The sequence below is a fragment of the Pelosinus sp. UFO1 genome, assembly GCF_000725345.1.
GTDB lineage: Bacteria > Bacillota > Negativicutes > DSM-13327 > DSM-13327 > Pelosinus.
In genome coordinates, this window is the sequence record NZ_CP008852.1 from 4,644,535 (window position 1) to 4,667,737 (window position 23,203).

A 23,203-nucleotide genomic window follows, 5' to 3' on the forward strand; every position below is an offset into this window, starting at 1 on the left:
TTAAGGAGTGGATTTGATGAGCCTCTTGCTTTTTAGTATTTTGATTGCTATAGCAGCAAACCTTGATAATCTTGGAGTAGGCATTGCCTATGGCGTTCTAAAAATTAAAATATCACATATGGCCAACTTTACTATTGCAGTAATATCTTTTATTGCCACATGGATATCAGCCAAAGCTGGTGAAGTAATCAGTTGTTATTTAAGCCCCCAAATTGCAATTATCATAGGGGCAACCTTACTTTGCGGAGTGGGGATATGGGTTATCTCTCAGCCGATTATTACAGCCTACAAAATGAATCAACCAATAGTAGATTTACAAATATTTAATACAAGAATATACATGGGGCCCTCAGAAATACTACGTTATCCAGAAAGAATTGATTTAGATAACTCAAGAGATATTGGTTATTGGGAAGCTATGTTACTTGGCACTGCTCTTTCGATAAACGCATTAGCAGGTGGACTTTATGCTGGTACAGCCGGAATATCATCATTATTGCAAGCAAGCCTAGTGGGAATAGTTAGCTTTTTTACAATAGCTGCTGGATATTACTTTGGCAAAAGATACGCCGCAGAACAACTGGGTAAGTATGCAACCATAGTCTCAGGTACATTATTAATAGCAATAGGGGTTCATCAGCTATTTTGCTAACAAAATAAAACTATTGATAGAAATATATTAATAAGCCCTGCATCACCGGAGTAGTGCAGAACTTATTTGATATTTAGTTAATTAACACTTTTCCTGCTATAACCAACAATATAAACTCCAATGGCCACGAAAACGGTTCCTACTAAAGATTTAATGGTTAGTGGCTCACCCAAAAAAAAGTGGGAACCAAAAGCAATTGTCACAAAGATGATAGATGCACCGGATAACGCGATGTATAGAGGCGTTGTTTTTAAAATCTGCATCCACAACAAAAAAGAAAATATATATAGCGAGTACCCTGATAGAATAAAGAAATTAGGTCCCCATGTAGTAAGGGCGTTTTCTATTGTCCCCTTCTTTAATAGCAATTGCGCCGTAGTATCCGATATAATAAGGCAAATCCAGATCATCAAATTAAGCATTTTACACCTTCTTCATTTAAGAAACCAAAGATACTCCAATGGCTATTAAAAATACACCAAACCAGGCCAATGGTGCTACCTTCTCCTTCAATGTCACGGCAACAAATAAGACCAAAATCATTTCCTGCAAACCAGATAGGGGAAAGGCAATTGAAAGGGGTATATTAGAAATAATATACAGCCAAACAGCCATTTCCCCTAAATATAAAATAATCCCTAGATAGAGATAATAACTTTTGGCAAGCCCCTTAAAATAGAAGTAGCCCGACAAATGCTGAGTAGATAACGCTGCCTTTTTAAATAAAACTTGTCCGTAACTTTCAAAAATGGCAGAAAGAACAAACCACGGAATCCAATTCATCAGCCACATACATATACCCCAACTATATATTACTTACTTGTCCCTCGAAGAGAAGGATTCATTCTTTAGCTCTATGCATCTTTAAACCGTTTACTTAAAGTCATCAATCATCTGTTCACTGACGGGTGCGTCGCAGCCTGATCTTATACACAATCCCAAATAATCAACAAAACGTGGAGGACACGCAAAACCCTCTGCTAGCAATCGAGAATTATCAAAAGTTACGTTCAGATTTGCAAAGTTATAGTACAAATTAATGGCTCTGAGCATCATTCGAGAATTGCCTGGGCCAAACCATTCATTGAACTGGTTCCTATTTTCTCGATAATGCTCAATGGTAACCTCTAATGGCGCAGTTAGATTTTCTTTACCCGTAATCATAAAAGTGTTCATTATCTCACCAAATGTGGAACTAAATTCCGATCCAGCAGCAATATGATACCGTGAATATGCTAATTCTTCTTTTAAGCCGATATAAGCTATCGCCTTTGCTACATAATCCGCTGGCAACACATCAATTTTAAAATTCAAAGGAAAAGGAGATCGCCAAGCTTGGTATAACATCCGAAATACCCAGAAAATACTTGTTGAAGGCTTACAACCTAAGCGAGAGTGCCCTACAACAATGGAAGGACGCACAACAACAAGGGAAACCTTTCCTAATGCTTCTGAAAGCAGCGATTCTACTTCTGCTTTACTTTCCGTATAGGGTACAAAATGCTGTGTATCTGCCGGAAAATCATCTTCGTGTATTGTACGGTTAGGTGAGTCTCCACATATCATTGCTGTCCCAACATATAGAAAGCGCTTCATGTTAGGAAGTTTAGACACCATTTGTGCAAATTCCAATGTATCATGAACATTGACTTTCCGGATGGATGGTCGTTGAGAAAAGGCAGTTACTGCTGCGCAATTGAAAACATGAGTAACTTCCTGTAACCTAGGATCATTCATTAATTGAGCAGAGGAAGATAAATCCCCGCATACAATTTGTCCTTCTGTTAGACCTGCTAGCGTTTGTAATTGGACACCAGCTTTGCCTAGGGACTTTCGTACGCGTTCAAGTCCAGCCTTCTGATTGACTGCCCTTACTAAAAATAGAATTTCGACCTTCCCAGCGTTTTCAAGTAGCTCTGCCACGGTACAACTTCCTAAAAGTCCTGTTACTCCCGTTACCAAAATTTTTATCTTCATAAGTTTCATACCTTTCTTTGCTATACATATCTAGGCGCAACAAACATCCCTTAGAGTCTTTGTAATAAAGGGTTATTCTTGCTCGCTCAATATAGCAATTCAAACTGAAATTTCGCTGTAAGAAAAATCGAAGATAGTAAGGTAAGATTTACATATTTGGAATTAGGACAATAAATTCACTGCCTTTTCCCGGTTCACTATTAACATAAATTTCACCTTGATGAGCATCTACAATCCATTGAGCAATTGACAATCCTAAGCCTGAACCTTCAACATCTCGTGATCTTGACTCATCAATTCGAAAAAAACGTTGAAATATTTGTTCTTTAAATTCTGCAGGGATACCTGGACCATTATCTACCACAATGATTTTGACAAAAGGACCATTCACATTTTGCATCGCTTCAAGATGTACTGATACATCACTATCGGATAAACTATATTTTATGCTATTGTCAATTAAAATGAAAAGCAGCTGGTAAATGCGTTCTGGATCTGCATTTAACTCAATTGATTCATTGGCCTCAAACAAAACATTAATATTCTTCTCATCCGCCGTAAACTTAAGTGAGCGTAATACTTGCTGCGTGATTAAGGTAAGAGAAAATTTTTCTTTTTTTAATTTAATATCTCCCGTATCTGTCCTTGCAAGGGTTAACAAGTCATTGACTAGTCTTTTCAAACGAAAAAACTCATCCTTTGCCTCACTCATTATTTGTAAGGAAAAAGGAGACAATGTATTATCCCTATCCATTTCTATAGCCTCTATTGAAGTTAGGAGTACACTCAAGGGAGTACGCAATTCATGAGATGCATCCGCAATAAATTTTTTCTTTCTTGCAATAGATTCTTCCATTGGAATTGTGACCCTGCCTGCTAGATAGTATCCAATTAACGCGGCTAGAAATAAAAACAAAACAGATACTGCCATTAATGTGAGTATACTGCGTATAAGAACACGAGCATACGCAGTCACATCTCTGCCAGCATAAACTGTAGCCAGCAGTGTTTCCCCACGCCGTACCTCATGTGCGGCAAAGATGACTACTGCAGTTTCATGATTTGGTAACGTTACGTTGGTAACCTTCGTTTTTTCTAGAGGATTCCAACTCATAATTTGAGTGTAGACAGAATCCCGCAATATAGGAACAGGTTGATCCGCCTTAATCAGCTGACCTTTTGCATCAAGGATATAGAAAAAAACTTGTCCGCTTATATCATAATCATCTTCAATCGTTGTCGTCATTACTTTATCATTTCTCTTTTGGTAATATTCCGTAATCATACCTAGTTGTCCTCGGGCTATCTCATTTGCTAATACCTTGATTTCCTCTGTCCTTTCCACATAGGTACCCCAAATAAGACCTGAGCATACAATCCCAACAAACGTCATGAGGAATAATCCAAAAACTGTCGTATATACGGTAGTTAATTTTTTACGAGTCTTGGGTATCATTTTTTGCCCCCATCTTATAGCCAATTCCTCGAATATTTTGGATTAATTCCGCCTCTCCAGGATCATCAATCTTTTTACGAAGCAATCGCACGAAGGCCTCTAGTGTATTGGGAGACACCTCACTCTCCAGACCCCAGATATGGTCTAAAATTCGCTCTTTGGGCAGAACTCTTCCGAAATTTTGCATTAACATTTCTAATAATTGAAACTCCCGTCCCGTCAATTGTATGGTCCTTGTCCCCCGCGTAGCCACTCTTGTTGTTAGGTTCAATTCAAGATCTGCTGCTTTTACCACTTTTTCTTTTATCATAATCTTACTTCTTCTGGCTACGGACTGAATCCGGGCCAATAGTTCTTTGAATGCAAAGGGCTTAACAAGATAATCATCGGCACCAGCCTCTAGACCAACTACTAAGTCGTCTACAGTATCCTTTGCCGTAAGCATAAGTATGCCACCCTGATAACATTCTTCTCGCAACTTTTGACACACCTGTAAGCCAGACATACCGGGCATCATCCAATCCATGATAACAACATCATATGCTTCGCCCCGAATAACATCCAGAGCACAATCTCCCGAAAGCACCCAGTTGACCTGCATATCTTGTCGCAGCAGCATTTGATAAAGGAGGTTGCCAAACCGTTTATCATCCTCGGCCAGTAAAACTCTCATTGCTTAACCCCATTCCACCCAATTAATATTCCTAATAATTAAATATTACACCATAAATTAATGAAATTCTGCTGAAATTGCAAGGTAGTCTATCTAAAAAATTGCAAGTCTATAATTTATTTTTACCCAATTCATCTACTGCAAAACTTTCTAAGAAATGCCGTGCAGCAACAGTTAAAGAACGACCTCGTTTCCAAATAATCGCTGCTGTTACCTTTAAAGGTGGGTCAATAACTTCTTTGTATTGTAAATTATTATTCTGAACAAGGCTGGCTGCAGATCGGGTAACAATTGCTGCTCCCAAACCAGCATCGGCCCACACTAGCATAGAACGAACATCTTCATGCCTGCAAAGTATTCTAGGCTGTAATCCACGTTGCTCATAATATTCAATAACATTTTCATTTCTGCGGTGAAGTATCAATGGAATATTCATTAGCTCCAATAGACTCGTATATGGCTTAGATAAATCATAGCCCCAGACATTGCTGATCGCTGCTATTATAGGTTCCTCTGGCAATCGTATTGATTCATACTTTTTCGAATCAAAAGGCAGTCGAACAATTCCAATATCAATAACTCCTGTATCTAAGAGCTCCCTAATTCGATGACCGTCGCCTTCCCAAAGTTGAAAATTAAGTCCTGGGTATTGCTCATGAAGACTAGAAATCCGATCTGGTAAAAGGGTGGCTCCCCAAGCTGCAACTGTACCTATGGATAAAGTTCCTTGCAAGCCTTCGTTTAATTCTTTTAATTCCTTTTCCGTCTTATCAATTAATTCTAAAATTTGTCCACCTCGTTCTTGCAAGGCTCGTCCAAGTTCAGTGAGCTGAATCTTGCGGCTGCCTCTTTCAATTAGTTTGACTCCTAGTTCATCTTCAAATACCTTAAGTTGATGACTAAGCGGCGGCTGGGCCATGTGTAAACGCTGAGCAGCTTTTGTGATCTGACCTTCTTCTGCAATCGTGAGAAAATATTGAAGTTTTTTAAAGTCCATAATGAAAGACTCTCCTTATGAATTACTATACATTTTTTGTATGGATAGCGAACATTTTCAATATTATACATATGGTTTTGTTTTTGCTATAATACTACAATAAATCAAAAAGATCGTCAAAGTTTGGGCGGATACGCTTATCATTCTAACGATTGATGAAACTACGGGAGTGTTTGTATGAGTGAGGTAAGTTCTAAAATAAGTAAAAAAACAATAATCATCATTATAATTCTACTTGCAGCATTATTAGCAGCAGGTCTATCTTGGTGGTGGATTCATAGCCAGCGCGTTGTATCAACAGACGATGCCAGAGTGAAAGGTACAATTGTTGCTGTCAGCCCCAAGGTTTCCGGTCGTATTGAAAAAGTTCTCGTTACTGATGGAGATCACGTAGAAGCAGGCCAAGTCATTGCCATTCTTGAAAAACAAGAATATGAAGCCCAAGTAGAGCAAGCTCAGGGTAATTTAGCTGCTGTACAGGCAAAACTTGCAGCACTAGAAGCCGGGAACAGGCCACAAGAAATTGCCCAAGCCAGTGCATCGGTTGCACAACAAAGGGCAAATTTAAATAATACGAAAAAAAATGCAGAGCGTGCTGAAGGATTATATAAGCAAGGTGCTATTTCCGAACAGCAAAGAGACTCTGCTCAAACTTCTCTAGAAGTTGTAGAAGCACAGTATGCCTCAGCCGGACAATCCTATAATTTATCACTGGAAGGGTCCCGTTCCGAAGATATTGCTATGGCAAAGGCTCAAGTGTTACAAGCGCAAGCGGCTTTAAAAAGCTCCCAGATCCAATTAGATAATGTAATTATCAAAGCACCCGTTCCAGGAACAGTTGCTTTAAAATCAGTAGAAGATGGGGAAATTGTTGCAGCAGGACAACCGATCTTTAGTATTGCTAATTTAGACGATATCTGGATTGAAAGCAACATCGAAGAAACCTACATAGGGAAAGTCAAAGTTGGACAGCTGGCCGAATTTACAGTAGACTCCTACCCTGGAGAGAAGTTTTCAGGCGAGGTCATTGCCGTTGGTCCAGCAGCTGGATCGCAGCTAACTCTTTTACCCGCCGAAAACGCTTCCGGCAACTTTACAAAAACAACACAGCGCCTACCAATAAAAATTAAAATTTACCCACATGAAAATTTCTCTCTTAAGCCTGGAATGTCTACAATTTTAAGTATTTATATTAAGTAAAAAACATATCAGCATTAATACTAGTTCATACCGGCTGATTGGAAAGGTTTTTTATATGAAATATCTAGTTTTATGCACTGTTTGCCTTGGCACTGTGCTAAGTTCTTATGTCAGTAGTTGTACCAACATTGCTTTACCAAATATCATGGCAGCTTTAAATTTTGACATGAATTCGATTGTCTGGGTTTCGCTAAGTTATCTTCTCCCTTACGGTTCTATCCTGCCGTTAACTGGCAAACTAGGTGATCAATTCGGAGCAAAAAAGATGTATATCGCTGGCCTTATTACCTTTACCATTGGCTCTTTATTATGCGGCGTAGCCTCAAACTCAACTACCATGCTTGTATATCGTATTATCCAAGGAATTGGGGCAGGGATGTTATTACCCAATGCTATGATCATTGTAGTAGAAACCTTTGAGGCCCATGAACGTGGTCAAGCGCTAGGAATTTGGAGTGCGATGGCTGCTGCTGGCAGTGCTATGGGACCGACTATCGGTGGTTACTTAATTGAAAATATTGACTGGCGCTCCATTTTCTTCTCTGTGTTACCATTTTGCGCACTTAGTATTGTTTTGGCTTTTTTCATAATACCTAAGTCTAAACGTAATGCAAATTCACAGGCTGATTTTTGGGGGGCAACTTTGCTAACTATTAGTTTGAGTGCCTTACTGGTTGCCTTGAACAAAGGTCAAATCGAGGGGTGGACGTCTCTTTATATTACAATGCTGTTCTATCTATCGTTTGCCGCTTTTGTTCTTTTCATTGTCGCAGAACTGCGTGTTGAACACCCAATGGTGGAAATTAATTTGTTTCGTAATGTTAATTTTGCCATCGCTAATATCCTTGGATTCATTTCATTTTTAGCACTATATGGCGTAATGTTTCTACTCCCCTTTTTTTTAAAGTCTATACTACTCTATAGTTCTATATCCGCCGGAGTCATGCTGCTCCCTTTAACGGTAACTATGGTTATCTTTGCACCCTTAGGCGGAGGAATCGCGGATAAATTCGGCTCTCGCATTCCTGCTTTTTTAGGAATTATGCTCATCTCTTTTTCCATCTATTTGCTGACTAGCATCAATGCCAATTACTCTGCTCGTGATTTTTTTATCCGCCTTGTATTAATGGGAATGGGGTTAGGCTTTACCATGTCGCCCCTTAGCAATTGTGCTATATCATCCTTGTCGAAAGATAAAGTAGGGATGGGCTCTGGCATACTAAATTTATTTAAGATCATCGGCGGCAGCATCGGTGTCGTATTCGTAGAAACAATATTAAGCAACAGTGAAGTACGCCACTATCAGATTTTAAGTGAATATTTAAATGCACCAAATCGGGCACCTCAAGAAGTTTTTAAAATACTCCAAGCACTATGGGGTAATCAAGGAATGAATTCAGAGATGCTAACAACGGCTGCTCATGGATGGTTCACTGGGGAAGGTTTTTTAGTACCGCAACGATACGCCATTTTTAAAGCTACGCTAGCCAAAATAGTGCATCAGCAAGCCAACATTTTATCTTTTGAAGATGTCTTTTATATCTTAGCCATTCTTTGTTTTTGCAGCAGTTTCCTAGCTTTATTCATTAAAACTAACAATCACCCACCCAACCTAAAGAAATAGGGAGGAATCTACATGAATCAGTCCCGCTTTCAAAAAATTCTCGTACCCCTAGATGGCTCTAAAAACGCCTTCAGAGCATTATCCTGTGCCTGTGACTTAGCTGAATCTTCTAATGGCACCATAGAACTGCTCTATGTCCTGCTTCTTTCTAAAGAAGTAGCGTCTACTCATATCAATAATATTTCAGTTCCTGATAGTGTAATTAATGATCTCCAAGAAAATGGTCAAAATATTTTAAAAATGGGTTTACAGCAAATCCCCTCTTCCATAAATGTAACCTATTCACTTGAACTAGGCTCCCCTTCCGAAAAAATTATTGAGATTTCCCAAAATAACAAAACTGACTTAATTGTTATGGGCAGCCGAGGCTTAGGAGTGCTTAAGGGAATATTAGTGGGAAGTGTCAGCAGTTATGTCGTTCATCATTCCCAATGCCCTGTTATGGTAGTAAAATAAGTTCAATGAGACAGGAAGACCAGCATGAGCCCATGCTGGTCTTTATTAATACATTCTTCTAACTTCCTTAGCACAACCAATCTACTTTTCAATTAGAACTCAATAAAGCATACTATATTACCTCTCTTAGTCATTTCAATATTTCAATACATATCTTCAATATTTTTAAGTCCGTAATTATATTTTACAAATCTTCATATACTAAACGTGGCGTTGACTGGCATTAGACTTTTGGTCAATAAATTCTGATTTAATTCACTTTATAAGTTAGCCCCAACCTATCTCTGAGGGTTGGGTATTTTTTATGAGCGTTACATTTCATATTGTCTACAACTTTTTCCTATCCCATTCTTTTAGCTTATCAACATATAATCCCGCCAGCTCCATTTGGTTCGTGTTATAGGCTAAGGCATCTTCTGGAGTAATGACAAGAATACGAATGTCATTATAATTTATAACTATATTGTCACCGTCATAATCTAAGATATATGTATCGGGATTATATTCTGCCAATTGACTGACGCGGTATAATGCTCCTGCCGTTTCATAGGCTCTATATAAGGGTGTGACTCCATTGTATAATGCCGTAATGGTTGGTAATTTCCATGTTCCGTCCACCACGGTTGCACCTTTCTTATCTGCTGTTAATTGAGCTTTTGGATGGACGTGATCCTTCTCTAAATAACCTTGTATTAATGCAATACGTTCCTTTCCCTCAGGATGGTCTGAAAATAAGTCATATTGATAGTGCTGATCCAAGCTGGAAAGTTTCATTAACCCCATCGTCATGCTATAAGGATTGTATCCAGCTTTAGACGAATGAACATAACCTAAGTAATCAGCTTCCCGCTCATCACTGCGACTATAACCAGCCATGATAACATCCATTGCAAGACTTTGTAATGCAATACCTCGATCACCAAATACAGCTATAAATCCTACATTCATCAAAAGATTTTTTTCAATTTGATGTACGGTATGACGTTTAACTACATGGCCTATTTCATGGCCAATCACTCCGGCCAATTCATCATCTGACGGCATCAAATCTACCAAACCCTTGAACAGATAGATAAATCCACCAGGTGCGGCAAGGGCATTCACCTCTTTCGAATTTAGTACTTTAAAAGTATAAGGCAATCTTTTTCGCTCACTCACAGCCACCATATTCATACCTATTTTAGTTACACGTTCTTGCAAAGCCGGGTCATCCACTAAGCCATATTGTTTTTCAAGCTGTTTCCCTACATCTCGTCCAATATCAATCTCACCCTGAGTACTGATAATAGCAGCTTGAGCACCATTTGGTACCACCCCAAATATAATAAAAAGGCTAACAAGTGCAATCATAGTAATTTTGGCCTGCCGCGCTATACTATGTGTCATATTTCCCCCTTTAGTTCTTATCACGACTTTGCTCTATCGTTAGTATATTTTAGAAAAGGTTTCCTAATAATAAAAAATCACAATTAGCTCTGTACAAACTAATTCACCCACTATTATAAATTTCCTTTTATTGATTTGAAAAGTCTATCTTGATTTTACTTTTTGATAAAGTGTACAAAAACTATAGTATTTTACAGGGACAGCCGCATATAAATAGTAAAGTAGAGAGACTTATTCTCCTCGCGGTGTCAGAGTTTGTCAAAAATACAATAATATTTTGTTAAGTAAGCAGGTATTTCAGTTTCAATGTAGTATACTATATACTATAAAATCACTATATGTTGTTTACTTTATCGTTTGGAAGGTGAATATATTATACAACTTACAATGCGACAGACTCATATTTTAGAAATAATCCAGTCTCTCGGCCCTATTACGGGTAACCAAATTGCAGAAAAACTTAACCTTAGTCGGGCTGCATTACGCTCAGATTTGGCCATTTTAACAATGTCTAAATTAATCGGTGCAAAACCTAAAGTAGGCTATTACTTTATAGGCCAAGATCTGCAGAAACTAAAAACGATGTCTTTTGATACCATCCTTGTAGGGGATACTCATTCCTTACCCATTGTGGTGAAAGAGAATAGTTCTGTTTATGATGCTATCGTCACTTTATTTATTGAAGACGTAGGCACTATTTTCGTTGTTTCGGAAGGAAATTTTCTTGAGGGTGCAATCTCTAGAAAAGATTTGTTAAAGGCTGCAATGGGCGGAAAAAATAATAATGAACTTCCTGTTAGTATCATTATGACACGAATGCCTAAGATTATTTTGACTACACCAGAAGAATCAGTATTGTCAGCAGCGCAAAAACTTTTATACCATCAAGTGGATGCATTACCAGTGGTAAAATCGGTAAAGGAGGGTGTAAATACAAAATTTCAAGTTGTTGGTCGTTTTACCAAGACGAATATTGCACGTCTTTTTGTCCAATTAGCAGAAAGCTAAAAAACTAGCCTTATAGCAAGGTAAAGGAGGCTCTCTTTGAATACTTTATATAACGGCCAAACACCTGCTGTCTACGTATTGTCTGATTCCATTGGAGAAACAGGCGAATTGGTTGTAAAGGCGGCAATCAGTCAATTTGATGGAGCACATATTGAAATTCAACGTAAACCCTACTTAAAATCCTCTTTACAAATCGATGCCGTTCTCGAAGAGGCATCTAAAACTAAAAGTGCTATCGTGTATACATTGGTTCGCCCTGATTTAAAAAGCGCATTAGAAACCAAAGCCCATACATTAGGACTTATTCATGTAGATATTATGGGTCCTGTCATTTCTGCCTTGCAGAAAATCACCAATTTAACTCCTCGCAATGAACCAGGACTCATTCGTAAAATAGATGAAGCTTATTTTGCCAAAGTAGAAGCCATTGAATTTGCTGTAAAATTTGATGATGGCAAAGATCCTCGCGGCCTATTACAAGCCGATATTGTCATCACTGGAGTATCAAGAGCCTCTAAAACGCCTTTGTGTATGTATTTGGCACATAAAGGCATTAAGGCTGCTAACGTACCTCTTGTAAAGGAAATTCCACCGCCGCCTGAACTTTTTCAAGTGCCTGCTCATAAAGTCGTTGGACTTACCATCAAGCCATCCTTATTGTTTGAGATACGTAGAGAAAGGCTAAGAGCTATGGGGCTTCAGCCATCCAGCAGCTACGCAAATCTAGAGCGTATCGTCGAAGAACTAGATTATGCGCAAGCAATTATGCGTAAAATAGGCTGCCCCACTATCGATATCACAAATAAAGCTACTGAAGAAACTGCTGCAAGAGTTCTAGATTTTTATCGCAAAGGAGTCGCTGAACAATGAAAAAATTCGTATACTTATTTAACCAAGGTTGCGCTGAAATGCGTTCACTACTCGGAGGCAAAGGAGCCAACTTAGCAGAAATGACTAATATTGGTCTACCCGTGCCGCCGGGCATGACGATCACCACTGCTGCTTGCAAGGAATATTATCAAAACAATAAGAAGCTCCCTGCCACTATCATAGAAGAGGTGCGCCAAAATTTGGCGCACCTAGAGCAAGCCATCGGTAAAAAGTTAGGGGATGAAGTTAATCCCCTATTAGTTTCTGTCCGCTCTGGAGCAGTATTCTCTATGCCTGGCATGATGGATACGATCTTAAATCTTGGTTTAAATGAAAAAACGGTACAAGCCCTCGCTAAAAATACGAATAATCTCTCCTTTGCTTATGATTCTTATCGCCGATTTATTCAAATGTTTGGTGATGTTGTACTAGAAATTCATAAACATGACTTTGAGCAACTTCTGTCGGAGCACAAGAAAAAACAGGGTGTTACTTATGACCAAGAAATGTCTGCCGAAACGTTGCGGGCTGTAATTGATAGTTATAAAGGTTTGGTCTTAGAGCGGACAGGCTCTCCTTTCCCTGAAGATCCTGTTGAGCAGTTATTCCTATCAATTGAAGCCGTATTCCGTTCTTGGAATAACGATCGCGCCTTCATCTATCGGAATTTAAATAAAATTGACCACGAATTAGGCACAGCTGTAAACATTCAATCTATGGTTTTTGGTAATATGGGTAATGACTGCGGTACAGGTGTAGCCTTTACTAGGAACCCTTCTACTGGGGAAAATTTGCTATATGGAGAATACCTAACAAATGCCCAAGGAGAAGACGTAGTCGCTGGCATTCGTACGCCGCAACCAATTGCTAAATTGGCTGAAGAGATGCCTACTGTCTATGCCCAATTTGCTAAGATTGCTAACATATTAGAAACGCATTACAAAAATGTACAAGATATTGAATTTACCATTGAAAAAGGTACCTTATACATTCTACAAACTAGAAATGGCAAGCGCACTGCCCAAGCAGGAATCAAAATTGCCCATGATTTAGCAGCAGAAGGTTTAATTAGTAAGCAAGATGCCTTGTTGTTAATTGAACCATCTCAATTAGATCAACTACTTCATCGCCAGATTGATCCTGAAGCCAAACTTGATATCATGGCTACCGGTCTACCAGCCTCCCCTGGTGCAGCATCAGGAACTGTAGTTTTTGATGCCAACCATGCAGAAGAGTTAGGTAAAAAAGGGCAAAAGGTAATGTTAGTTCGCACAGAAACTACACCCGATGATATTCATGGCATTATTGCTGCTCAGGGTATTTTAACGAGTCGTGGTGGTATGACTAGCCATGCGGCTGTAGTAGCTCGCGGTATGGGAAAACCTTGTGTTTGTGGTTGTGAAGCAATCAAAATTAACTATCATACAAAGACCTTTGTTATTGGACAAACCATCGTCAACGAAGGTGATCTTATTTCCATTGACGGCACAACGGGCCGGGTGATGTTAGGTCTTGTGCCAATGAAAGATCCTGAGCTATCTTTAGAATATTTGACACTCTTAGATTGGGCTGACAAGTGCAAACTCCTTGAAGTTAGAGCGAATGCGGATAACCCTGCAGATGCAAAACGAGCGTTAGACTTCGGCGCCAAGGGCATCGGATTGACTCGTACGGAGCATATGTTTATGGGACAAGACCGCTTGCCTTTTGTACAAGATATGATTTTAGCAGAAAACTTTGAGGAACGTAGTAAAGCTCTATCCCATCTCTTACCAATGCAAGAGGAAGACTTTTATGGGATATTAAAAGTCATGGCCGGTTATCCCGTATGCATTCGTCTCTTAGATCCTCCACTTCATGAGTTTCTTCCTAGTATGAATGAATTACTCATTGAAACGACTAAGCTCCAAATGGCAGGAGAAAATATGCAACTATTAGCAGAAAAAGAAGGATTACTGCGAAAAGTTCGCACTCTCCATGAATCCAACCCAATGCTTGGGCATCGAGGTTGCCGTCTAGGCATTACCTTCCCCGAGATATATGAAATGCAAATACAAGCTATCTGCAACGCAGCTGCGCGTTTAACGCTAGAAGGCTACACCATTTTACCGGAAATAGAAATTCCTCTAACCATTGGTATTGCCGAGATGAACTTCTTTAAAGAAAAAATTGATAGTATTGCTAAAGCTACCATGGACAAGCATAAGGTAAATTTCCACTACACTTCAGGTACCATGATAGAATTGCCAAGGGCAGCACTCTTGGCTGGTGAGCTGGCAGAGTCGGCCGAATTCTTCAGTTTTGGTACCAATGACCTTACACAAACTTGCTTAGGTTTCAGTCGAGATGATGCAGAAGGCAAATTCTTAAATGATTATCTAGAGATGAAAATTTTAGCTGACAACCCCTTTATTACGTTAGACCAAAAAGGTGTCGGTAAGTTAATGGAAATGGCCGTAGAAAACGGCCGAAAAACAAGGCCTGATCTCTTGATTGGTATTTGTGGTGAACACGGTGGCGAAGCCCGTTCCATTGCATTTTGCCACCAAATTGGCCTTGATTTCGTTAGCTGCTCCCCTTACCGCGTCCCTATTGCTCGTTTAGCCGCTGCCCAAGCTGCGATTAGCAAGGGAGAAACTTACGGAACTAAATAATTGCAAAATTAAAAGATCGCAGACCCATTGTTGCCAAACAATGGAGCTTGCGATCTTTTTTTATATAGTTTGGGATATAAATGAAATGCTACGATATCTCCACTCAAAATCCGAACTATTTTTAACCTTCTACATAAACATTTTTATTGAATTTCAATAAATCCTTAGTAAGCCAACTTTAGCTTCTACTTCTCCAACCAGTCTACCGCCAGCAATTAAATCATGGAGACTCTTTATATCCGGTGCCGGTACCCGGTCTTCATCCAGATGCGATACAACATTGCGAATTGCTTGATGCGCTTTAATAGTACCATCTCCAGGTGTAAGCGGTGCTAAGAAATCAATTCCTTGCGCAGCTGCCAGCATTTCAATAGCTATCACATTACAGACGTTATCCAAAATTTCTCTTGCTTGACGGGCAGCGATAGTCCCCATGCTAACATGGTCTTCTTGGTTCGCTGAAGTGGGAATAGAATCGGCGCTAGCCGGATGTACTAAGACTTTATTTTCCGAAACCAATGCAGCTGCGACATATTGTGTAATCATTAGACCGGAGTCAACCCCCGGAAAGGCTGTTAAAAATGGTGGTAGCTCACTTAAATGCACATCCAACAAGCGATTGGTACGCCGTTCGGAAATATTGCCTAATTCAGCAATAGCGAGCTTAAGATAATCCATAACCAAAGCGATGGGCTGACCATGGAAATTCCCCCCCGAAATGGCTTCGCCTGTTTCCGGCATAATAAGTGGATTATCAGTCGCCGCATTAATTTCGATAGTCAATGTTTCCTCAACACGCCGCAGCGCATCCTTAGAGGCGCCATGTACTTGTGGCACACAGCGCAGTGAGTAGGCATCCTGTACCTTGTTGCAATTACTGTGAGAAGCAATGATAGCGCTATGTGCCGTTAGGTTCAGCATATTTTCGGTAGTCGCTATCTGACCGAGATGCGCTCTAACCTGGCTAATGCGCGGATCAAAAGCCGCTCTGGTACCTTTTAATGCTTCTACGCTTAATGCGGCTGCAATATCTGCTGCCTTCATCAGATTAACGGCATCATGCCAGACAATGGTGCCAACCGCTGTCATAATCTGTGTTCCGTTGATTAAAGCCAACCCTTCCTTACCACTCAATACAATTGGCTCTAAGCCGCAAGCTTTCAGCGCTTCATCACCTTTTACCAACTGCCCCTTAAGATAAGCCTCTCCTTCCCCCAGCATAACTAATACTATATGGGAAAGGGGAGCTAAATCCCCACTGGCACCAACAGATCCTTTCGCGGGAATTGCAGGACAGATTTGTTTATTAAGCATATTCAGCAGCATTTCCACTGTCGATAACCGAATACCCGAATAACCTTTTGCCAATGAGTTGGCTCTAAGTAGCATAGCAGAGCGGACAACATCTTCGGGCAGATGTTCACCAACACCGGTAGCATGACTTAAAATCAAATTGCGCTGCAATTTAGCTCTTTCGTCTTTTGATATAAATATAGTGCTGAAATTACCAAACCCGGTTGAAATGCCATAGACAGGCTTTTCTTCTTCCAATATTTTATCAACAATTCTTCGACTGGCAATGATTTGCTCGCGACCTTCATCACTAATTCTAACCTCTTCATAGTTGCGCGCTACCTTTATCACATCTTCTAAAGTCAAAGAATTTCCATCTAATAAGATCATGCTAGAATCGCCTCCGCTTCTTAAAATCTTGCTGATTTATTTTGCAATTTCTGCTGGCTTTTGTTCATGTTTGCTGTGAATAAAAATATAATACAGATAAATACCTGCAACAATTGGTAAGCCCGTATAAAGGACAATTTGTTGACCTTCAATAAATGCTAAACTGGCGATAATACAAATATTTAAGATAATTGCCACAATTGGCAAAACGGGATATAAGGGTGTTCGGAAGACCAAATCTTTTAAATCGCCGCCAAGTTCCAAAAAGTGTTTGCGGAAATTAATCTGGCACCAAGAAATGACAATCCAAATTAAGCAACCAGTTAAGCCGACACTAGACATCAACCATATATATACGGTGTCAGCAGCGTATTCACTAGTCAACAGTGATAATCCGGATAACACCAGCGTTAAAAATATGCCGTTAATGGGAACGCCTCCCGAATTTAGATGACCCAACCATTTTGGTGCATGCCCGTCTTTAGACATTGACCACAATAATCGTGAACAAACATAAAGCGCAGAATTACTGGCTGATAATGCTGAAGTCAGTACAACAAAACTCATGATATCCTTTGCAATGGGAATACCGATACGACCAAATACGTATGCAAAGGGACTTTCTAATACACCTGCTTCTTTGTAGGGAATCGTTGCGCCTAGTACAATAATTGCCAATACATAAAACACAATGATTCTAAAAACAACACCTTTAATAACCTTAGGCACATTTTTACCGGGATCTTCACATTCACCAGCTGCCACCCCCACCAGTTCCGATCCCTGGAAAGAATATACGACTGTAATCATAGTTAAAAACAACGCCCAACCACCATTAGGAAATAATCCCGCTCCCGTATTAAAATTAGAAAATCCAATAGCGCCCTCGTTACCAACAGTACCAAACATCAAACCAGCACCTGCAAGTATAAAGGCAATAATCGCAGCAACTTTGATGCCAGCAAACCAAAACTCAGTTTCACCATAAACCTTTACCGAAATCAAGTTCAAAACAGTTACCAGCACGGCAAATAATACACACCATATCCAAATAGATACATCAGGAAACCATAGAGCCATAATAATAGCTGAAGCGGTGAAATTAGCGGCAATACAAACTGCCCAATTAATCCAATATAGCCACCCCACGGTAAAACCTACACCTGGAGAAATAAATTTCACTGCATAGCTTTGGAATGACCCTGATACTGGCATTGCCACGGCCAGCTCCCCTAAGCATAGTAAAGCCAAATACATCACCATGCCACCAAAGAGAAACGCTAGTACAGCACCAACGGGGCCGGCCTCGCTTACCACCTGTCCGGCACCCAAAAAAAGTCCGGTACCAATCGTGCCACCAATCGAAATCATCATCATATGCCTTGATTTCAGCCCACGATTAAGACCTTTTTTCTCTGGAACCAACTCTTCCACATTTACTGCCGGTTTATTGGAATTCGTCAGTTTCGTCACAACAGTCCCTCCATTTCCTTAATTCTCTTTACTTAGGTTCTTTTTCTTGCCCGCACTAGCTTACATTAAATGCCCATTTATATTTTTTCATCCACGGTCTTAGTCAATTGAGCCATTAAAGCCTCAGAGCGCACTACAATGTCCTCTATATTGCCTTTCAATTCAGCAACAAAATCTAAATCTTTAATGGAACCCAGGTTAATCCGTACATTATAGATAGCCGACCACATGGCAGCTTGCGCCATTCTCCCGGCTACCGCTGCATCACTAGCCGCATTCGTGTTGCCAATAGAAAGCATTTTCTCCGATAATTCCAATACCTCTAAACAAACCTTGGCAACCTTAAGGGGTAGATTCGATGCACCTTTAAGTGCTTCTTGGATGGCATCGCTGCGCCGTAACTTTTCTTCTTCGATGCTCTTCGGTAGCTTATATGCGTTTATTACATTATTGAATGCCTCGGTATCCTCATCGATATACTTTTCCAGTACCGCTAAACATTTTTCTAAATCTGAAATCAGCTTTCTACTTTCTTCATGCGCAGCCTCATATTTCACACTACTTACCGTTAGATTCCCTACCATAATTCCCAGTGCCGCCCCGATAGCACCTGCTAAGGCAGCTGCACTCCCGCCTCCAGGTGCGGCGGAGTCTGATTTTAGCTCAGCTAAAAAATCCGTAATGCTTTTATCGATTAGCAAATTCATTCCTCCCAGCTTTTATCATGATTCCTAGTTAAATGTTTTCTTCCATAACTTGCTTACGACTGAATCCTTCCAGACGTAGGTAATAGTCCGCTGTATCAATCAGTGCCTGCATTGGTACCAATCCTACAATCTCACTGCCAATAATATTCACACCGTAACGGGCTGCTTCATTTTTGACCGTTTCGAAAACCCGGTAGAGAGGTGTACCTTCATAATTAATCATGTTAATGGTTACCTGCGCTACATTCCGTTCTTCAATCATAATTCCCATAGCACGGCAGTATTTAAAACCGCCTTTGGCTTCCCGGATGGCATTAGCAATCTTCTTGGCTATTGCAACATCGCTGGTACTTAAATTGATGTTATAGGCAATTAAGCATTGTCTAGCCCCCACCACTGTAGCACCAGCCTTAGGATGCATCTTTGCTGGACCATAATCAGGCTTTCTTTCAGGCTCGCTAATGGCTGCTTTTAAACCTTCATACTGTCCTTTACGAACGTCTGGCAAGTTCTTACGTTCGCTTCTTTTTGCAGCTGCTTCATACATATACACTGGAATATCCAGCTTCTCGGCAATTTCTTGGCCTAATTCATTGGCAAGTTCAACACACTCATCAAGACTGATCCCTTTTATCGGAATAAATGGAATTACGTCAGTAGCTCCTACCCGTGGATGCTCGCCATGATGTTGTTCCATATCAATCAATTCCGCAGCCTTCGCACAAGAGGCAAAAGCTGCCTGTTTAACGGCTGCCGGTTCACCAACAAAAGTTACTACCGATCGATTATGACTCGCATCCGATTGTACATCCAAAAGTTTGATTCCTTCTACTTTTTTAACTTCATTTACAATGGCTTCAATGACCTCAGGACGACGTCCTTCACTAAAGTTAGGTACACATTCAACTAATTTACTCACTATCAATTACCTCCAAATTTGCCATACGTTTATCTACAACCACTTGCCCTTTTTTAATGACCTTATCGATGATATCCATTCCAACATGATAACTCAGAAATAAATGTGATGGGTATTTGAGTATAAGAATATCCCCCTGCTTCCCACGTTCTAAAGTCCCAATGTGATCTGCCCTCCCGACAGCAGCGGCTCCGTTCAGCGTTAACGCCGTCAGAATTTCTGCTGGCGAAAGTTTTAGCTGAATAGCCGCTAATGCGATCAACATGGGGATTGAATGACTAAAACAGCTGCCTGGATTATAGTCGGTTGCTAACGCAATTGCTCCGCCGCTATCAATCATCGCTCTGGCTTTGGCATACTCTTCCCTCAGACAAAACGCTGTCATTGGCAATACCGTCGCTACTACACCTCGTGCAGCCATGTCAGCAATCCCCTTGTCTGATGCCTGCAACAAGTGATCAGCAGAAATAGCTCCTAGTTCCGCTGCAAGCTCAGCTCCACCAAAGGATACAATCTCATCCGCATGGATTTTTGTTTTAAGCCCCAGAGTACTTGCAGCTTGCAGAATTTTTCTTGTTTGTTTTACAGAAAATACCCCCTTCTCACAGAACACATCGCAAAACTCTGCAATTCCCTGCTCGACTACTGCCGGCAGAACTTTTTGTATGATAAATGCCACATAATCATCTACTCGCCCTCGATACTCAGGCGGCACAGCATGTGCCCCCATAAAAGTGGGAACAACTTCGGCAGCATGACGATTGTTTAATTCTCCCATGACCTTTAATTGCCTTAGTTCCGTATCCAAATCCAGCCCATAACCACTTTTGCCTTCGACAGTAGTAACTCCCATGGCGAGCATGGCATCTAGCCGTTTTGATGCAGTCTGTAGCATTGCCTCATAGCCCATAGATTGCGTAGCTTTAACGGTATTTAAAATACCACCGCCACGTTCTAAGATATCTAAATAAGGCGTCCCGTCTAGTCTCCAGAAAAATTCTTCGGGACGATAACCGCCGAAGACAAAATGTGTGTGGGAATCTACAAACCCAGGAATTACACTACAACCTGAAGCATCAATGATTTCCGTATTTGCCTCATTATAGACAGGCAAGTCAGAGGTTAATCCTACCCATTCAATGATGCCTTTTTTTACTAGGATTGCTCCGTCTTCAATTTTCTCTAATTGATTCATCGCTGCACCTTTTTTTGCTGCCGTTCCAGTATTGGTAACAATTTCAGCTGCATGTTTGATTAGTAAGGATCTGCTGCCACTTTCCCTATGCAAAATATCTCCCCCTTTGCACTTTAACCCTTGCTATTAAAAAAAAGCCGCTACAACTTTATCTATCAGTTCATCTGTTGGTATATAAGGAATAGTCACATGAGCTTTCTCTTTATAATCGCGATTAAATTCAATAATTGTTTCGATGGAATGTTCATTTCTTGCCCATGAACGCCGGGCTACGCCGCCAATAACATCCCATAGTATTGCCGATCGCAAGATTTCATCCACCCTTTTACTACCATCCAAAACCATGCCAAATCCACCATTAATAGACTTACCAATTCCAACACCGCCGCCGTTGTGCAGCGCTACTAGGCTCATCCCTCTAGCAGCATTTCCGGCGAAACATTGCACTGCCATATCTGCCATTACATTACTACCATCCCGGATGTTCGCCGTTTCACGGAAAGGTGAATCAGTACCGCTGACATCGTGATGGTCCCGCCCTAACATAACTGGACCAATCTCACCGGTACGTACCATTTCATTAAACCGTAAAGCAATCTTCTTACGACCTTCTGCATCCTGGTATAAAATTCGCGCTTGGGTTCCTACAACCAATCCATTCTTCTCAGCATCACGAATCCAAATATAATTGTCCCTGTCCTGACCACGCCGTTCAGGATTAATGCATTGCATTGCTGCCTGGTCAGTCTTATGTAAGTCCTCTGGTTTGCCGCTCAAGCAAACCCAGCGGAACGGTCCATAGCCGTAATCAAACAACTGCGGCCCCATAATGTCTTCCACATAAGAAGGAAAAATAAAGCCATCTTTTTCATCATGCCCGTTTTTAGCAATTTCTTTAACCCCGGCATCATAGATGGCCTTCATAAATGCATTGCCATAATCAAAGAAATACGCTCCTCGCTCTACCAATTCTTTAACTAATTCAAAATGACGTTGTAAACTTTTATTGACCAATTCATGAAATTGGCTGCGATTATTCCTCAATAGTGCAGTTCTCTCTTCAAAAGTCAGCCCTTGTGGGCAATAACCACCGTCATAGGCTGCATGGCAAGAAGTTTGGTCAGACAATAAGTCAATATGCTTCCGATTCGCTACTGCATATTCCAGTAAATCCACTATATTGCCATGATAAGCTATGGATATCGCCTTACCCTTAGATTGATATTCCTCCGCAATCTTAAATACCTGATCAAGATCATCGCTGCATTGGTCGACCCATCCCTGTTCCAGCCGTGTATGAATACGAGAAAAGTCTACTTCAGCGATAATACCGACTGCACCAGCAATTTCCGTTGCCTTAGGTTGTGCACCACTCATACCACCCAATCCAGAGGAAACAAATAACTTTCCATGCAAATCATCGTCAGGTGCTACGCCCAATTTAATCCTGCCTGCAGTCAATAAAGTGTTAAATGTTCCATGAACAATGCCCTGTGGGCCAATGTACATCCAACCGCCGGCTGTCATTTGTCCATAATTAGCAACTCCCATTTGTTCAGCGACTTCCCAATCATTCTGATTATCGAACATCCCCACCATTAGTGCATTCGTAATAATTACCCTAGGCGCTTCAGGTTTTGACGGAAACAATCCCAAGGGATGACCGGACTCTATAACCAACGTTTGATCCTGAGTCATAACTTCCAAATACTTTTTAATCAACCGATACTGCATCCAGTTTTGACATACACTGCCTGTTTCTCCGTAAGTCACCATTTCGTATGGATAAAGTGCTACATTGTGATCTAGGTTATTATCAATCATGACCTGAAACGCTTTACCTTCTATGCAATCTCCTTTGTATTCATCTAAGGGTTTTCCGTAGATCCTTTCTGAAGGCATATATCGATAAGCATAAATACGCCCATATGCTTTTAATTCTTCCATGAACTCCCTTGCCAATTGACTATGTAATGCTTCTGGGACATACCGCAGAGCATTTTTTAATGCCACTTTACTTTGTTCAATTGTTAAACGAAAACCTCTATCTGGCGCCCTACGCACCCCTTTTTCAAATATAGGTGGCTCCGGCAAAACATCGTCCAACTTAACAGTCATGGCACAAGTGATTACTGTATTGTCAATATTCATCATCAAATCCCCTTCCCCAAAAACTATATTCAGTAAAACAATGCAAAAAATCAATATATACTCTAAATATTTATTATATTCTGATTATATTGCAACTACTGTCAAAATAACGTCAAAAACCG

20 protein-coding genes are annotated in these 23,203 nt (G+C 40.4%); 7 read left to right on the forward strand and 13 right to left on the reverse strand.

Going from position 1 to position 23,203, the window contains the following annotated elements; all coding sequences use genetic code 11:
* The first annotated feature begins 16 nt into the window (after positions 1-16).
* Positions 17-652 (forward strand): sporulation membrane protein YtaF, encoded by a 636-nt coding sequence (gene ytaF / locus UFO1_RS21825; RefSeq protein ID WP_051789049.1) that lies wholly within the window; start codon positions 17-19, stop codon positions 650-652.
* Between the two features lie 77 nt (positions 653-729).
* Here the strand turns inward: ytaF and UFO1_RS21830 are convergent, their stop codons facing one another.
* The 6 genes from UFO1_RS21830 to UFO1_RS21855 form a co-directional block, all read right to left on the reverse strand.
* The gene (locus tag UFO1_RS21830; RefSeq protein ID WP_038674200.1) at positions 730-1,074 is read right to left on the reverse strand and encodes a hypothetical protein; all 345 of its coding nucleotides are present in this window, start codon (positions 1,072-1,074) and stop codon (positions 730-732) included.
* A 16-nt stretch (positions 1,075-1,090) separates the two neighbouring features.
* Positions 1,091-1,444 carry a hypothetical protein gene (locus tag UFO1_RS21835; protein WP_038674201.1) on the reverse strand — a complete coding sequence of 118 codons (354 nt, stop codon included), beginning with the start codon at positions 1,442-1,444 and terminating at the stop codon, positions 1,091-1,093.
* Positions 1,445-1,525: 81 nt separating this feature from the next.
* Entirely contained in the window at positions 1,526-2,629 is a 1,104-nt protein-coding gene (locus UFO1_RS21840) for an SDR family oxidoreductase (protein WP_038674203.1), read from the reverse strand.
* A gap of 148 nt (positions 2,630-2,777) precedes the next feature.
* Positions 2,778-4,085, reverse strand: coding sequence for a cell wall metabolism sensor histidine kinase WalK (locus UFO1_RS21845; protein WP_038674205.1), 1,308 nt, complete (start codon positions 4,083-4,085; stop codon positions 2,778-2,780).
* Complete coding sequence (locus UFO1_RS21850) at positions 4,066-4,758, reverse strand: response regulator transcription factor (RefSeq protein ID WP_038674207.1); 693 nt, start codon at positions 4,756-4,758, stop codon at positions 4,066-4,068. Before UFO1_RS21850 ends, UFO1_RS21845 begins: the two co-directional genes overlap by 20 nt.
* A 109-nt stretch (positions 4,759-4,867) precedes the next feature.
* Positions 4,868-5,755 carry a LysR family transcriptional regulator gene (locus UFO1_RS21855; protein WP_038674208.1) on the reverse strand — a complete coding sequence of 296 codons (888 nt, stop codon included), beginning with the start codon at positions 5,753-5,755 and terminating at the stop codon, positions 4,868-4,870.
* 177 nt (positions 5,756-5,932) lie between these two features.
* On the opposite strand from UFO1_RS21855, the gene UFO1_RS21860 reads away from it, so the two are divergent.
* Genes UFO1_RS21860 through UFO1_RS21870 form a run of 3 tightly spaced genes read left to right on the forward strand, consistent with a single transcriptional unit; the run spans position 5,933 to position 9,035 of the window.
* Entirely contained in the window at positions 5,933-6,955 is a 1,023-nt protein-coding gene (locus UFO1_RS21860; RefSeq protein ID WP_038674210.1) for an HlyD family secretion protein, read from the forward strand.
* 55 nt (positions 6,956-7,010) lie between these two features.
* On the forward strand, positions 7,011-8,579 hold the full coding sequence (locus UFO1_RS21865; RefSeq protein WP_071842046.1) for a DHA2 family efflux MFS transporter permease subunit: 1,569 nt from the start codon (positions 7,011-7,013) through the stop codon (positions 8,577-8,579).
* A 12-nt stretch (positions 8,580-8,591) separates the two neighbouring features.
* A complete protein-coding gene (locus tag UFO1_RS21870) occupies positions 8,592-9,035 on the forward strand; it encodes a universal stress protein (protein ID WP_038674211.1) in 444 nt (147 codons plus the stop codon).
* 327 nt (positions 9,036-9,362) lie between these two features.
* On the opposite strand, the gene UFO1_RS21875 is transcribed toward UFO1_RS21870, so the two are convergent.
* On the reverse strand, positions 9,363-10,421 hold the full coding sequence (locus UFO1_RS21875) for a M48 family metallopeptidase (RefSeq protein ID WP_038674213.1): 1,059 nt from the start codon (positions 10,419-10,421) through the stop codon (positions 9,363-9,365).
* Between the two features lie 357 nt (positions 10,422-10,778).
* Here UFO1_RS21875 and UFO1_RS21880 point away from each other — a divergent pair, with 357 nt between their 5' ends.
* Genes UFO1_RS21880 through ppdK form a run of 3 tightly spaced genes read left to right on the forward strand, consistent with a single transcriptional unit; the run spans position 10,779 to position 14,953 of the window.
* Positions 10,779-11,429: a helix-turn-helix transcriptional regulator gene (locus UFO1_RS21880; protein WP_236639278.1), complete on the forward strand. Its 651-nt coding sequence runs from the start codon at positions 10,779-10,781 to the stop codon at positions 11,427-11,429.
* Positions 11,430-11,465: 36 nt separating this feature from the next.
* Positions 11,466-12,299, forward strand: coding sequence for a pyruvate, water dikinase regulatory protein (locus UFO1_RS21885; RefSeq protein ID WP_038674214.1), 834 nt, complete (start codon positions 11,466-11,468; stop codon positions 12,297-12,299).
* Positions 12,296-14,953 carry a pyruvate, phosphate dikinase gene (gene ppdK, locus UFO1_RS21890; protein ID WP_038674216.1) on the forward strand — a complete coding sequence of 886 codons (2,658 nt, stop codon included), beginning with the start codon at positions 12,296-12,298 and terminating at the stop codon, positions 14,951-14,953. Before UFO1_RS21885 ends, ppdK begins: the two co-directional genes overlap by 4 nt.
* A 153-nt stretch (positions 14,954-15,106) precedes the next feature.
* Here ppdK and hutH read toward each other — a convergent pair whose 3' ends face one another.
* The 6 genes from hutH to UFO1_RS21920 form a co-directional block, all read right to left on the reverse strand.
* Positions 15,107-16,636 carry a histidine ammonia-lyase gene (hutH, locus tag UFO1_RS21895; protein ID WP_038674218.1) on the reverse strand — a complete coding sequence of 510 codons (1,530 nt, stop codon included), beginning with the start codon at positions 16,634-16,636 and terminating at the stop codon, positions 15,107-15,109.
* A 36-nt stretch (positions 16,637-16,672) separates the two neighbouring features.
* Positions 16,673-18,109, reverse strand: a complete 1,437-nt coding sequence (locus tag UFO1_RS21900) for an amino acid permease (RefSeq protein WP_038674219.1) — start codon at positions 18,107-18,109, stop codon at positions 16,673-16,675.
* Positions 18,110-18,186: 77 nt separating this feature from the next.
* On the reverse strand, positions 18,187-18,810 hold the full coding sequence (locus tag UFO1_RS21905) for a cyclodeaminase/cyclohydrolase family protein (protein ID WP_038674220.1): 624 nt from the start codon (positions 18,808-18,810) through the stop codon (positions 18,187-18,189).
* A gap of 34 nt (positions 18,811-18,844) precedes the next feature.
* Positions 18,845-19,735, reverse strand: a complete 891-nt coding sequence (ftcD, locus tag UFO1_RS21910; RefSeq protein ID WP_038674223.1) for a glutamate formimidoyltransferase — start codon at positions 19,733-19,735, stop codon at positions 18,845-18,847.
* Positions 19,728-21,023 (reverse strand): imidazolonepropionase, encoded by a 1,296-nt coding sequence (gene hutI / locus UFO1_RS21915; protein WP_038674224.1) that lies wholly within the window; start codon positions 21,021-21,023, stop codon positions 19,728-19,730. Before hutI ends, ftcD begins: the two co-directional genes overlap by 8 nt.
* A 33-nt stretch (positions 21,024-21,056) precedes the next feature.
* Positions 21,057-23,081, reverse strand: coding sequence for a urocanate hydratase (locus UFO1_RS21920; RefSeq protein ID WP_173406265.1), 2,025 nt, complete (start codon positions 23,079-23,081; stop codon positions 21,057-21,059).
* Positions 23,082-23,203 lie beyond the last annotated feature (122 nt).

Coding starts and splice junctions, on each gene's coding strand:
- ytaF (WP_051789049.1), top strand. CDS start 17: ATGAGCCTCTTGCTTTTTAGTATTTTGATTGCTATAGCAGCAAACCTT.
- UFO1_RS21830 (WP_038674200.1), bottom strand. CDS start 1,074: ATGCTTAATTTGATGATCTGGATTTGCCTTATTATATCGGATACTACG.
- UFO1_RS21835 (WP_038674201.1), bottom strand. CDS start 1,444: ATGTGGCTGATGAATTGGATTCCGTGGTTTGTTCTTTCTGCCATTTTT.
- UFO1_RS21840 (WP_038674203.1), bottom strand. CDS start 2,629: ATGAAGATAAAAATTTTGGTAACGGGAGTAACAGGACTTTTAGGAAGT.
- UFO1_RS21845 (WP_038674205.1), bottom strand. CDS start 4,085: ATGATACCCAAGACTCGTAAAAAATTAACTACCGTATATACGACAGTT.
- UFO1_RS21850 (WP_038674207.1), bottom strand. CDS start 4,758: ATGAGAGTTTTACTGGCCGAGGATGATAAACGGTTTGGCAACCTCCTT.
- UFO1_RS21855 (WP_038674208.1), bottom strand. CDS start 5,755: ATGGACTTTAAAAAACTTCAATATTTTCTCACGATTGCAGAAGAAGGT.
- UFO1_RS21860 (WP_038674210.1), top strand. CDS start 5,933: ATGAGTGAGGTAAGTTCTAAAATAAGTAAAAAAACAATAATCATCATT.
- UFO1_RS21865 (WP_071842046.1), top strand. CDS start 7,011: ATGAAATATCTAGTTTTATGCACTGTTTGCCTTGGCACTGTGCTAAGT.
- UFO1_RS21870 (WP_038674211.1), top strand. CDS start 8,592: ATGAATCAGTCCCGCTTTCAAAAAATTCTCGTACCCCTAGATGGCTCT.
- UFO1_RS21875 (WP_038674213.1), bottom strand. CDS start 10,421: ATGACACATAGTATAGCGCGGCAGGCCAAAATTACTATGATTGCACTT.
- ppdK (WP_038674216.1), top strand. CDS start 12,296: ATGAAAAAATTCGTATACTTATTTAACCAAGGTTGCGCTGAAATGCGT.
- hutH (WP_038674218.1), bottom strand. CDS start 16,636: ATGATCTTATTAGATGGAAATTCTTTGACTTTAGAAGATGTGATAAAG.
- UFO1_RS21920 (WP_173406265.1), bottom strand. CDS start 23,081: ATGAATATTGACAATACAGTAATCACTTGTGCCATGACTGTTAAGTTG.